10 protein-coding genes are annotated in these 13,659 nt (G+C 53.4%); 9 read left to right on the top strand and 1 reads right to left on the bottom strand.

From position 1 onward, the window contains the following. Positions 1–361 precede the first annotated feature (361 nt). Complete coding sequence (locus IPG22_00360; protein MBK6586761.1) at positions 362–583, top strand: hypothetical protein; 222 nt, start codon at positions 362–364, stop codon at positions 581–583. Between the two features lie 160 nt (positions 584–743). Here the strand turns inward: IPG22_00360 and IPG22_00365 are convergent, their stop codons facing one another. Beyond that, positions 744–1,142, bottom strand: coding sequence for a hypothetical protein (locus tag IPG22_00365; protein MBK6586762.1), 399 nt, complete (start codon positions 1,140–1,142; stop codon positions 744–746). Between the two features lie 162 nt (positions 1,143–1,304). Here IPG22_00365 and IPG22_00370 point away from each other — a divergent pair, with 162 nt between their 5' ends. The 8 genes from IPG22_00370 to smc all read left to right on the top strand — a co-directional run bounded on the left by IPG22_00370 (position 1,305) and on the right by smc (position 13,653). Next, entirely contained in the window at positions 1,305–1,505 is a 201-nt protein-coding gene (locus IPG22_00370; protein ID MBK6586763.1) for a hypothetical protein, read from the top strand. A 110-nt stretch (positions 1,506–1,615) separates the two neighbouring features. Next, positions 1,616–3,553 (top strand): molecular chaperone DnaK, encoded by a 1,938-nt coding sequence (dnaK, locus tag IPG22_00375; GenBank protein MBK6586764.1) that lies wholly within the window; start codon positions 1,616–1,618, stop codon positions 3,551–3,553. 135 nt (positions 3,554–3,688) lie between these two features. Continuing rightward, entirely contained in the window at positions 3,689–4,867 is a 1,179-nt protein-coding gene (dnaJ, locus tag IPG22_00380) for a molecular chaperone DnaJ (protein ID MBK6586765.1), read from the top strand. A 63-nt stretch (positions 4,868–4,930) separates the two neighbouring features. Next, entirely contained in the window at positions 4,931–5,332 is a 402-nt protein-coding gene (locus IPG22_00385; GenBank protein MBK6586766.1) for a helix-turn-helix transcriptional regulator, read from the top strand. 138 nt (positions 5,333–5,470) lie between these two features. After that, complete coding sequence (locus IPG22_00390) at positions 5,471–6,058, top strand: carboxypeptidase regulatory-like domain-containing protein (GenBank protein ID MBK6586767.1); 588 nt, start codon at positions 5,471–5,473, stop codon at positions 6,056–6,058. Further along, positions 6,034–8,661 (top strand): TonB-dependent receptor, encoded by a 2,628-nt coding sequence (locus tag IPG22_00395; GenBank protein MBK6586768.1) that lies wholly within the window; start codon positions 6,034–6,036, stop codon positions 8,659–8,661. Before IPG22_00390 ends, IPG22_00395 begins: the two co-directional genes overlap by 25 nt. 185 nt (positions 8,662–8,846) lie before the next feature. Further along, positions 8,847–9,608, top strand: a complete 762-nt coding sequence (locus tag IPG22_00400) for a DUF4388 domain-containing protein (protein ID MBK6586769.1) — start codon at positions 8,847–8,849, stop codon at positions 9,606–9,608. A gap of 235 nt (positions 9,609–9,843) precedes the next feature. Next, positions 9,844–13,653, top strand: a complete 3,810-nt coding sequence (gene smc / locus IPG22_00405; protein ID MBK6586770.1) for a chromosome segregation protein SMC — start codon at positions 9,844–9,846, stop codon at positions 13,651–13,653. The last annotated feature ends 6 nt before the right edge of the window (positions 13,654–13,659 follow it).

Genomic DNA, 13,659 nt, shown 5'->3' on the forward strand with positions numbered 1-13,659 from the left:
AATGCCCCGCGTTGATCGCTAGATCAACGCGGGGCGTAATTTTAAGGCTTTCGACTGGAGCTCAAGCATTTTGCTTGCCAACGCCGGTTCCTCCGGCGTAATCGGCTTCTGACTGGAACGCGGCCGCCCTCGGCTGCAACGCCGGTTCCTCCGGCGTGACCGACGTTAGTATCTTCCAAATCGATCAATAACCCCGGCCATCAGCGTCCTCAAAGCAGGACGCTTGCAGGCGAGGGCGCCTGCGTTCCCGGCTTTGTGAACGGAATTACAATTTTGTGCCATTTAACAGCTATTTAAGGTGCTGTTTTCCGGCGGGTTGAATATGGTCGTCAGGTTGTCTAGGGTATTCAATAAAGAGACCATGGCACCAAAGTTCATAAGTCATATTGCCGATTCGTTAGGGCTGACCGTAGAGGTCGAGTTTTTGACGGGCGGCGAAAAGCGGCTGCGGGTTTACAAGGGTGCGAAGCTGATCTTCGTCGGATCAACACCGGCGGTCGAAAAGTTCCTGAGCCGCTACACCCATGTTCCCCCAACCATTCACCGGCCGCTCGAGATCAATGAAAATAGCTATAAAGACTGACGACTGGAGCGGCAAGCATCCCTGCTTGCCACACCGAGGCTTCCTCGGTGTTATAAACTCTTGATTTTCGCAAGCTGGTGTCACCCTTAAACCTTAACTCTTAACGCCGGAGGAACCGGCGTGGCAGGCAGGGATGCTTGCCGCTCCAGTCGAGCATCGCTCATTTATATCTTGACCCGCGGCCGACCGTTACGGTGCGGTTCAGGTCGAGGAGTAGGACGCCGTCGTTATCTAGTTCCGCACCTTCGAAAAGCAGTGTCCTGTCGATCTGCAGGCGGAAGTGCTGGCAGAATGCCGATGCCGAGATGCGGTGATAGTCGCCTGAGCTGCCGTGCTTTTTGACGCGGAATGCGTAGCTTTTGTGCGGATCGACCGGCTTGATGCCGATGATCCGGCGATTGCCGTCATAGAGCATTTCGACCGCCGGGTGTCGATCGATCGCATCGAATGCCTTTCCATTTAGATAGATAACGTGCCGCGGGCCGATCGTCACCCGCAATCCGGGCCGAGCCGTCCTGCCATGCTGCCTTCCTTCGAATCTGGTCCATTTGCTGTTCATAATTCTTGCCTCCTGATAGTTCGTACAGCCAGAATTATCCCGAAACCAAATTCGAATTGAAATGCCATTTTTCTCACATTGATAGGTTATGCACAAAATGACATGTTTTTCTCAGATTGATATGTTTTGCGTACTTTTTGGTGAGAACAGCTAGTTCGCTCAATGAACGGCGAGAACGGCAAGGGGATCTTGTCGACGATAAGGTGGATCGTTGAAGAATACCTGAGCATATTTTCGCCAAAAAGCACCTTTACCAAACTGGCAAACACCTATACCAAACGCTGGGAATACACTCGACCAAAAAGGGCTGGCCGCTCGACCAATGATCTGGTTATTTTGTCTGGTAAAGTCCCGCGCATATAAGGGCATAAATAAACTTGACAACAACACACTCAACTATTATCATTTCTCCATGCTCAACTAAATGATTTTTATTAGAGCAGTGGCAATCATAATTTTTGGAGAGTAAATATATGAGCAAAATTATCGGTATCGATCTGGGAACGACCAATTCGGTCGTCGCCGTGATGGAAGGCGGCGAGCCCGTCGTCATCACGAACAGCGAAGGCGGACGTACAACTCCGTCGGTCGTTGCATTCACAAAGGACGGCAATCGTTTGGTCGGCCAGGTCGCCAAGCGTCAGGCCGTTACAAATCCTGAGAACACGCTTTATTCGATCAAGCGTTTTATGGGCCGCAAGTACGATGAGGTCAACTCGGAGATCAAACAGGTTCCATACAAGGTAGAAAAGGCTTCGAATGGCGACGTGCGTATCGACGCCGAAGGCAAGCAGTACAGCCCGCCCGAGATCGCAGCGATGGTGCTTCAGAAACTGAAGCAGTCAGCCGAAGATTACCTCGGGTCAAAAGTCGACAAGGCTGTAATTACTGTGCCTGCTTACTTTAACGACGCTCAGCGGCAGGCAACGAAGGACGCCGGCAAGGTTGCCGGACTCGAAGTTCTACGTATCGTCAATGAGCCGACCGCGGCCGCTTTGGCGTACGGTTTGGACAAGAAAAAGGATGAGATCATCGCGGTCTTTGACTTCGGCGGCGGTACTTTTGACATCTCGGTCCTCGAGGTTGGCGAAGGCGTTGTCGAGGTAAAATCGACCAACGGCGACACTCACCTCGGCGGTGATGACGTGGATGAGATCCTCGTTAGCTGGATCATCGATGAGTTCAAAAAAGATCAGGGGATCGACCTCCATAACGACAAAATGGCCCTTCAGAGGCTGAAAGAAGCCGGTGAAAAGGCCAAGGTCGAGCTCTCGTCGGCGATGGAAACGGAGATCAATCTGCCGTTCATCACGGCGGATGCTAGCGGTCCGAAGCATTTGGTGATGAAGCTCACGCGTTCGAAGTTCGAGCAGCTCGTCGAGCCCGTCCTCAAACGCTTGATGCCGCCGGTCGAGCAGGCCATCAAAGACGCCGGATTGACCGCCAAGGATATCGAGGAGATCGTACTGGTCGGCGGTTCGACGCGTATTCCTAAGGTCCAGGAAATGGTCAAGAACTTCTTCGGAAAAGAGCCGAATAAATCGGTCAACCCGGATGAGGTCGTGGCTCTCGGAGCAGCGGTTCAGGCCGGTGTTCTGGGCGGTGAGAAGACCGACATTCTCCTGCTCGACGTAACGCCGTTGACGCTGGGAATCGAGACCTTTGGTGGCGTAGCAACGCCGATGATCCAGAAGAACACGACCATTCCGACGCGTAAGTCGGAGATCTTTTCGACCGCTTCGGACAACCAGACTTCGGTTGAGGTCCACGTGCTCCAGGGCGAACGCCCGATGGCAGGGGATAACAAAACGCTCGGTAAATTTCACCTGGTCGGCATTCCACCCGCACCGCGCGGGGTGCCGCAGGTCGAGGTTACGTTCGACATCGATGCCAACGGCATCGTGAACGTATCTGCTAAAGACGTCGGCACAGGCCGCGAGCAGAAGATCACGATCACCGCTTCGTCGGGCCTCTCGAAGGAGGAGATCGACCGGATGATGAAGGATGCCGAGTCGCATGCCGGTGAGGACGAAAAGAAAAAGGCCGTGATCGAAGGCCGAAACCGTCTGGACGGTTTGGTTTACAGCGTTGAAAAGACCATGTCCGAGAACAAAGATAAGGTCGATGCTGCAGCCGCCGGCGAGATCGAAGCCGCGATCGCCGAATCCAAAACCGCCCTCAGCGGCGAGGATGTCGACGCGATGAACAATGCCTTCGAGCGTCTGCAAACTGCTTCGCACAAGCTGGCCGAGGCGATCTATAGCCAGACGCCGCCACCTGAAGCGGACGGCGGTGCCGGTGATCAGGCGTCTTCTGCCGCAGCTGGTGCCGATAGTGATGGTGGGGCTTCTGCAAGCGATGATAACGTCATTGATGCCGAGTATGTTGACGTGGAAGATGAGAAAAAGTAAGCAGTGATCAGTAAGCGGTTGGCAGTGGGCTTCGTCGTTCACTGCCACCGCTTTTCTATGTTGCGATCGTTGATTGAAGATGCCAGGGTCTTGAGCTAAACTGCTCAGGGCCCGACGTTTACGGCTTACCAGCAAATGGCTAAAAAAGACTATTACCAGATCCTCGGCGTAAAAAAAGACGCCAAAGCGGACGAAATCAAAAAGTCGTACCGTCGTCTCGCACGTAAGCATCATCCGGATGTAAATCCCGGTGACAAGGCTTCCGAGGATAAATTTAAAGAGGTTCAAGAAGCGTACGACGTCCTCTCGGACGACAAAAAGCGTAAGGTTTTTGACCGGTTTGGTTACTACGCGGACAATCTCGATCCGGACGCCTCGCCGTTCAGTTCCGGGGCCGCGGGTGGATCTGGGCCGGCGGGTGGATTTGACTTCTCGGGATTCGATTTTTCTAGCGGCGGACAGACGGGCGGAAGTGGGTCGAGTTTTAGAGACATTTTCTCTGACCTTTTTGGGGGTGGCGGTGCAGGTTCCGGCAGGGCTGCTCAGCCAGAACCGCCTCGGGCGATGCCAAAGCGTGGACGTGACATTGAGATCCCGCTGGCATTGAGTTTTGAGGAGTCGTTTACCGGCCTTACGACTAACATTACAGTCAATCGAAGCGAGCAGTGTTCACGTTGCCAGGGTGCGGGCGACACCGGAGGGCCTGTCGTTACTTGTCCAACCTGTAAAGGCAGCGGCCAGGTAATGAAGACCGGGGGACGGCTGCAATTTTCGCAAAGCTGTTCAGATTGTGAAGGCACGGGCCGTCGTCGCCAGCCGTGTTCAGTTTGTCAAGGCAAAGGCGTCACTCCGAAGGCCGAGCAGGTGAAGATCAAAATTCCCGCCGGTGTTGATACTGGTTCTCGCGTACGAGTACCTAAGAAAGGCCATGGCGGGCGGCTGGGAGCCGAGCCCGGCGATCTGTTTATTTTGACAAATGTTGGTAAGCATCCCTTTCTGACCAGAAAAGGCGATAACGTCTATATCACGGTACCGATCACGGTTTCCGAGGCGGCTCTTGGTACGAAGATCGAGGTGCCGACCGTCGAGGGGAAGGCGCAGTTGAAGATACCGTCGGGAACCGAATCGGGGCAGAAATTCAGGCTTCGCGAGCGTGGATTCCCGAGTTTGCGAAACCCGAGTTTGCGAGGAGATCAGTTCGTAGAAGTGAAGATCACTTTGCCGCGTGTTATCTCGGAGGAAACTAAGGAAGTTTTGCGGCAGTTTGAAAAGCTGAATCCGGAGAATCCGAGAAAGGTGATGGGATTGGAATAAGCTTTTGACTTTTGGTTTTTGGCCTTTGAAAACCAAGGACCAAATGCCGAATACCAATTTGCTATGAAGAAGCGAATCAAAACCTATACGATCAGTGCGGTGGCGGAGTTGTATGATATCCACCCGCAAACTTTGCGCCTTTATGAGCGCGAGGGTTTGCTGCTGCCTTCTCGATCAATTGGGAACACTCGGCTTTACGAGGATTCGGATCTTGAACGGCTCGAGATAATTCTCTCGCTCACACGTGAACTTGGGGTCAATCTTGCCGGTGTCGAGATCATCCTGAACATGCGTGCCAAGATGGATCAGATGCAGCGTGAATTCGAACAGTTTTTTGAATATCTCAAGACCCATGCGAGTGAATTCTCACGTAATAGCGAGGCGTTTTCGTCGAGTGAGGCCCTCATTCCAGTGTCGCGTTTTCGCGTTTCGCGAGTCCGGCAAGATGCTTCGCTCGATGACTAACACACCCAAACCTCCTGTTTCCCAACTTAAAAGGTCTTACCATTTGCTTAATATCCCTCCGTAATGTGATTGCTTTACCAGCGAATTTGGGATACGATTTCGGTTAATCAAAATACGGATATTCGTTAGGAGCAATAGATGTTTGGAAGAATTTTTACCCGCAGTTTAGCGCTTACCCTGGTGCTTTTGGCCACGGCCATTCTTAACTTTGGACAAGACCTCGATGATATAACGATCACTGGCAAAGTGCTTGACGCTAATGGCCTTGCTATCGTTGGTGCCACCGTCACGGCGACGATGACGGAGACCAAAGAGTCTCGCAATGTAGTCACGGACGGCGAAGGGCGTTATCTGCTTGTCAAGTTGAAGCCGGGAACCTACAAGATAAAGGTCGCAGCCAGTGGATTTGGAACCCAGGAAACGCCTGAGATCGCAACGGTACTAATCCATCATCTGCCCCACTCGAGCAGGGTAATTTCTCCATCTCTGGTGGTACAGCATATTCGAACAACATTACGATCGACGGTCTCGACAACAATGACGACCGTTCCTCACGTGACCGCTTTCAGCCGTCGCTCGAGGCGATCGCCGAGGTTCAGGTCATTGCTAATCAGTTTTCGGCTGAATACGGCAGGGCATCTGGTGGCCGTATCAACATACGAACACGTTCCGGTGGAAACCAGCTTCGCGGACGAGCCTTCATGTTCTTTCGAGACGAAAGCCTGAATGCCAATTCGTGGTACAACAACAGCCGCGGTATCAGCCGCGTTCCGCTTCAGGAATTGAACCCGGGATTCACCCTTAGCGGGCCGATCATCAAGCAGAAGACCTTTTTTGCCGTTGCTTACGAATTCAATAAGCTCGCGGATACGACTCTGATCGACGCATATCTGCCGGTCGGTACCAATTCAAGATACACCTTGCCGTCCCCAACGGGCAGCGGTCAGTTTTGTGATAATGCGAGCCCGGCCGCCTGCACCGCGGTCCCGCCCACCGCCGGATTGATCTCGCCATACAACAAGCTTTACGACACCCCGAATAAGAGCAACGTTTTGACTGCCAGGATCGACCATAAACTGTTCGAGAACAACGATCTGACGGTCGGCTTCCAGTTTGGCCGCAAGAATAACAGGCGGACGAACGGCACGGCGACCTCGCGACTCGAAAATGCCTTTCAGGCGAAAAACATTAATACCGATGCCGTGAACTTTACGGATAATCATGTTTTCGGCGCGAGCACTGTCAACCAATTTCGCATGCAGTGGTCGCGGTACCAGCCCAGTTTTCAGGCTCCGGACCCGCTCGATCCCGTCGTGCTGGTCAGCTATCGTGATCCCGTCGTAAATACCGTGAGGACACTCATCATGGGGAACTCGACCACCAGTACGTCGTCCAACTTCGCTGATACTCGCAACGAAACCCGCTGGCAGTTTCAGGACTCTGTAACGCATGTAGTTGGCGATCATTCCCTCAAGTTCGGCTTCGATATCCAGAACGTCGTCTCCAAGGTCACCGGACTGGGCGATGCGACAGGCACATTTAATTTCGGCAGCGTACTTTCCTACACGCAGAATGTGATCAACCGTTACCGTCAGAATTTCGGTACGAGCCAGGATGTTCGCAACCGCTATTATGGGGCTTTTTTCAACGATCAACTTCAGGTAAAGCCGAATGTCACACTGAGCTACGGTGTCAGGTACGAGAAGGAAACTGCGGTCGACGATTCGAATAACATCGGCCCAAGATTTGGGGTTTCATGGGATCCTTTCAAATCGGGCCGCGGCGTTATCCGCTTCGGAACCGGTATTTTCTACAATCGCGTTCTCCTTCGGACCGTTGGTGATTCGATCCAGAACAGCGGCGGCACACTTGTTTCCTTCGATTCGACAACCATCGGAACGGGGGCGACCGATCCGCGTCGCGTCGCTATTCTCGCGGCGATCGCGAATAATTTCCCTAACAGCTACCCGACGACCGCAGAACTCCGCACGTTGGTCACTTCAACTTGTGCCACCGTTGTTGGTGCTCCGGGACCGTGTACGTCGAACACCGGGTTCTCAGTCAACAATCTTTCGACTGCAGGTAATCCGCTCCGCTCGGTTGAGGCAAATCTTAAGATCCCAGAGAGCTATCAGTTCAATATCGGATTTGAGCGCGAGATCATAAAGGGCTGGGTTTTTGAGGCCAACTACACCTGGAACAAGACCGTGCACCTTTGGCGCGACTACAACCCGAACGTGCCGCGTCTTCCTTCCGGTTATGCCGATTGGACCGCATATCTGGTCGCAAATCCTTACACTCTTGCACCGGGCAGACAATATACTTTCTATCTTGGAACTAACACCGCAGATGGCAGCGGACTTCACACGACTCCGAATGGCACTACTGTTTGCGGCACCACGACCCCTAACTGTTACGTCAATCTGAACACGATCAATACGAGTTCAACCGCTCCGGCTGTGGCGGTTCCAGGACAGAACAACGCGGCGACCGGCGGACCGATCGGTATAGCTTTGGCTGCGATCGCTTCTTTCCGCCCTGATCAGACGGTGCAGGAAACATCACGCATTGGTTCGATCGGTAACGCGTTCTACCAAGGGCTGATCCTTGAGCTCCGCAGCCGCTATCGCAAACTTGGATACGGATTTGGAGCTTCTTTCCGCATGGCATACACGCTTTCGAGCACTAAGGACGACGGTCTGAATAATACTTCAAACGCCGAGATCAATGGCGATTTCAGCCGCGAGTGGGCGAGAAATCTACAGGATCGCCGCCATCGATTTGCTCTGTCAGGAACGTTCGATACGCCTTGGTGGTTCGGCAAATTGAAATTCTCACCGCTTTTCCGATTTGGTACGTCAGCTCCGTTCAATCTCGGAGCCGGCGGCACGGACCGGAACCTCGATGACGTCAGCACCGACCGCCTGATCTACAACGGCGATCTGAGTGAGATCAAAACCCGAAATCCGGGCTCACCGGTTCCTGATGCATTGATCTCTAAGTTTTCGCTGCAGCCGATCGGAGCCAAGGGCGGTAATCTACCGCGTAATTCGGGTACTGGTCCGAGCTTCTACACCTTTGACCTGAGTGTGTCGCGTGAGTTTAAGCTTAAAGAACGCTTTAAATTCCGCCCGGTGATCGAGTTTGGCAATATTCTGAACGCGGCGGTCTTCAGCTATGGTTCGGAATTTATCGACTTTACGGCCCTCAGAAACGATCCGAACGGAACTCCGACGTCAGCCCAGCTTCTGGCTCGGCAGAACTTCCTGGTGCCGACGAGAACCTATCGCCAGCGTCAGATCCGGGCTGGTATTCGTTTTGATTTCTAAGGCTTACGCTTAGCGTCGTTAATTAGGCTTTCGCTATTTATGGTCGTTCCGCCGGCATACGCCGGCGGTTCTGACCGGGGGGCGAAAGCCTTTTTTTTGTCAAAGATCGGGGTAAAAATATGGTGACGCCGCTTCGTAGAATATGCTAACCTATGTGTTGAACATTTTTGTTCACACCTCTATTTATGAGCCTCGCCGTCGCTGAACCTCAACTTCCCGTAACGGAGACCACGATCGAGTCTGTGCTGCTCGATGCGGATCTTTTTGTTAAATACAGCTCGCCCGAGAAGGCGTTTGAACTGCTTCGGCAGTCGCTGGAGCGCAGCCCGCGTTCGATCAGTCTGCGGGAGAAGATGCGGGATATCTGCGTCAAGCAGAAGAATCTGAATGAGGCGGCAAAGCAGTGCCTTGCCCTGGTCAGCTTATACATCGCCCGCGAAGACTTTGACCTTGCGTATGACCGTCTGCAGGAAGCGAAATTGCTCGATCCGCGGATCTCTGTCGCTCCCGGCCTTGAAGCCATTCGCCGAGCCCGACGCCCGGATTTTGCGGTCGATCGTGACCGTTCGCCTCAGCAAGTTCGTACGGATGTCACATTTGCGGGCAGCCTCGCGTACGTGAGCATTTTTGACGCCGTGCAGGTGATCGAGAGTGCGAAAATGACCGGCCTGTGCATCATCAAATCCGACCTACACATGGGCAGCGTTTCCTTTAACGAAGGCAAGATCGTTGATGCCGAATGCAATGGAGCTAATGGCCACGCGGCTTTTCGCGACCTGATCGAGATCAACTCCGGCACTTTTGAGTTCAATATTTCCGAAAAGGAATTCCCGATCGTGATCGCTATCACGAGTAATACCAACTTCCTTCTCGACGTACTCACCGAACTCGATAATGAACGGGCCGAAAAGCAAGGCTTACGGAGTGTCGGTGACGAATTGATGTAGGCTGTGCGTCTGCCTGCTCAGATCGACATTCTTTTGCCGATTTGCCGGGAACGCAGGTTCCTCCGGCGTGACGACGTTGAGGCAATACTCAAGTGAGTTTACCTGACGTTCTCTACACCCGCCGAAGTGGCGGCGTTGCGGGCGAGGGCAACTGCGTTCCAGTGGTTTCAAAGGTTGACTTCGACGGCCCAATCCTACAAAATATAGTGCTCAACACAACTCACAGCACTATAGAATGTTTAAGCTTCAGCGTCTCGAAATATCAGGTTTTAAATCATTTGCCGACTACACTGAGATAGTTTTTACCGGCAGCGGCATCACTGCGGTGGTAGGGCCAAACGGCTGCGGCAAGTCAAACGTCTCTGACGCAATGTCGTGGGTGCTCGGCGAGCAGCGTGCAAAATCGCTTCGCGGCGGCGAAATGAAGGATGTCGTTTTTGCCGGAACCCGCAGCCGAAAACCGGGCGGAATGGCTGAGGTCGTCCTGCATCTTGTCCGCGACGATACCGTTTTCGATGGCGACGATCACGAGCTTTCCGATATCGATCAGGCTCTATCTGGTATCGATGAAGCCGCGGTCGACATGGATGAGATCGAAGGCATCGAGCCGGAATTGGAGGAGATCGCTGCTCAGGTTTCTGACGAGCAGAACGGATTTCACGACGATCAGGCGGTAGAAGGCGAACCGATCGAAGCGGTGAAGGCGATGGCTGTCGGTTCGACGCAGGTGCTTGAGAGCAAGATAAAAACGAAGCGTCACTGGCGTCCGCGTTCTTTCGCCCTGGATTTTGCTCCGGGCGAGGCGGTTTCGGTCACGCGGCGCTTGTATATGTCGGGCGAGAGTGAATATCAGCTCAACGGCAAAACGTGCCGTTTGCGCGACATTACCGATCTCTTTGCCGGTACGGGTTTGTCAGGTGCCCATTACGCGATCATCGAACAGGGACGTATCGGGCAGATCCTGTCGGCAAAACCGGCCGACCGCCGCAACCTAATTGAGGAGGCGGCCGGGATCTCAAAATTCCGTGCCCGCCAGCGCGCTGCGGAATCGCGTCTCGACAGTGCAAAATCGAACCTGAGCCGTATCTTCGACATCATTTCTGAGGTCGAAACGCAGGTCAATTCACTTCGTCGGCAAGCTGCGAAAACACGGCGGTTCAAGATCCTGCAGGAAGAGTTTCGCGAACTTCTCCGCCAGCTTTATGCGGCTGAAGGGCGATATTTGACCGATCTTTCAAACGAACTGGCGATCCAGCTTGGTCGATCAGAAGAGATCGAGGCGGAACTCCAGGCCCAGGTCAAAGCAAAGGAAGATGCAGCTCGTGACGCGACGCAAAAGGCCCGCGATGCTGAGGAAAGCCTTGCTGAGCTTCGAAAAATACACGCTAATAACATCCTCGAACGCGACCGTGCCGAAAGAGAACACATCTATAAGTCCGATCAGATCGTAGGGCTGAACACCCGGTGCGAAGCGCTGCGGGCTGAGATCAAGGTCAGCAAAGAGCGTCATGCTTCGCTCGGTGACGAGCTGGAAAAGCTGCGAAAAGACGAGCAGAATGAGACGGCGGAATACGCCAAGGCAGAAGCAATTCTCCGGAGTTCCGAAGACGAGCACCGCAAGGAAGCGGCTTCGCTGGCAGCGATCGAAGGTACGATCGAAAAACTCCGCAGCGAACTGATGCAGCACACAGGTGCGGCCGAGCGATTTGATGAGATATCGCGGCAACTCGAGAACAACCTCGAACGCCTCGAAATGCGTGCCGACGGGCTGCAGAAAGAAGGGTATCGAGCAGAAGAAACATTCGCCGCGAATCAGAAGCAGGCCGACGAACTCGCTCAAAATCTGACTTCGGAAGAAGGTAAACTTAAGGAGTTGAACGCTGAGAAAGATCTTCTTGTGGCGGCGACGAACGAAGCCCGCAACGTTGTTCGAACTGCAGAGGCCGAACTCAAAACTCTAAATGACGAGCATTCGGCAAAGCGTCACAGGCTCGCGACCCTGCGTGAACTTGAAGAAAAGAAAGCCGTTTACACTCCGCAGGTGCAGAAGTTGTTCGCGGAGCAGAAAAATATTGGCGTAAATCTCGCCGGTGTCTTGGCCGACCGGTTGAACGTCGATCGCGAAGCTGAAACGGCTGTCGAGATGCTCTTTGGTAATTTTTTGGAAGCTGTCGTAGTCGAATCCGTCAGGGATGCAAAGCTGGTTTCTAATTGGTTAAAAACGAACGACATCGGCCGCACAGCGATGATCATCCTGCCGAAGGATTTAGAAGCAGGAACTGATAAGGCAAGAACAGGTGATGGCTCTATGGCAGATCATCTTGGAGTATCAGGTGAACTCGCTAAGGTCTTGCAGCAGATATTTCCGCGAGAGATGTCGGCGAGGCTTGTGAAGGATCTCGACCAGAAGGTTTCCGATGGCGAGTTACTTGTCAATTACGAGGGCGACCTGCTACTTGGCGGACGGATGTTTGTGGGCGGAAAGCAGAAATCGACGGGAAAAAATTCCTCTCTGCTCGCGTTCAAACGCGAGTTGAGTCAACTCGGCAAGGAATGTACACGGCTTGAGGCGGCGATCGAAAAGGCTAACGCCGTAGTCGAGAGGGCGAAAGCGAGCCTAGTTGACAGCGAGAGCAAAACGGTCGATCTGCAGTCGCTGATCATCAAGGTCGATCGCGGTATTCACGGCCTGCAGATCCAGGTTCACGCCGCCCGTGAGGAGATCGCGAGGGCAGAGCGGCACCGCAAGGTCGTATCAGACGAAGCCGGACAGATCCGCTCGGAGATCGAAGAAGTTAAACAGCGGCGTGCCGATGCGATTTCGAACAAGCAGAGTGCTGAGGACGCGAGAACAGAAACGTCGGCGAGACTTGACTCTGTCGGCCTCGAACTCCACGTTGCTCGCGAAAAGGCCGAAGCAGCGATCGCGATCCTCAATGATAAACGCATGATCGCCGCGACATCTGACGAACGTCGGCGCTCAGCGGTGTCGGCTCTTCGTCGGGTAGAGAACGAACATCGTGAGATCGAATCCCGAATAGCCGTGCAGAATCTCGAATTGACCGAGGCCGAGGCGAAGATCAAAGATCTGCGCGATTCCATCAATGAGATCACTGATCGCATTTCGTCCGCTGGCACTGAGATCGAGAAGGAAAATACGGAACTTGCAGCCGCGATCGCCGGTTTGGCTGCGGCCCGAGAGCTTTCAGATAAGACCAGCGAGGAACTTGCCGACATCAACCGCCGCACTGTCGAGGCGAGAAACGAGAAAGCCGAGGTCGAGATCCGTCAGGCCGAGGCTCTGACGCGGTTACGAAATGCGAGCGATAACTGTCAGCAGGAATTGAACATTCCACTTGTAGAATTGGTCGAAAACACCGAGCCGAATGAGAATTTCGTACTCGAAAATGCCCGTCGCGATGCGGATGATCTGCGGGAGAAACTCGATAATTTTGGTGCGATCAACATGCTCGCTCTCGAAGAGCTCGGCGAGGCGGAAGAAAGGCATTTGTTCCTGACGTCGCAGCGGACCGACATTATAGATAGTATCCAGGCAACCGAAGAAGCACTGAAAGAGATCAAGCAGCGGTCGCGCGAACGATTTAGATCAGCATTTGAAGCGATCAACGAGCATTTCAAGCAGTTTTTCCTCGATATGTTTGGCGGGGGCCGCGGCGAGATGACCTTGTTGGAGTCGGACGATATTTTAGAGGCCGGGATCGAAGTTGTCGCTCAGCCGCCGGGCAAGCGTCTGCAGAATATTATGCTGCTTTCTGGCGGCGAAAAGGCAATGACCGCGATAGCTCTGGTGCTTGCGATATTCAAATACCGCCCCTCACCATTTTGTCTGCTTGACGAAGTTGATGCTCCGCTTGACGATGCTAACGTCGGACGTTTCGCCACTAAGATCGCGGAAATGTCTGAGAAGACACAGTTTATCGTGATTACTCACAACAAACGCACGATGGAGGCGGCAAGAGCCTTGTATGGCGTTACTATGCAGGAGGCTGGCGTCTCTAAGGTAGTTTCGGTTAAATTCGAGTAACCAACC

The organism is Acidobacteriota bacterium, from assembly GCA_016703965.1.
GTDB lineage: Bacteria > Acidobacteriota > Blastocatellia > Pyrinomonadales > Pyrinomonadaceae > OLB17.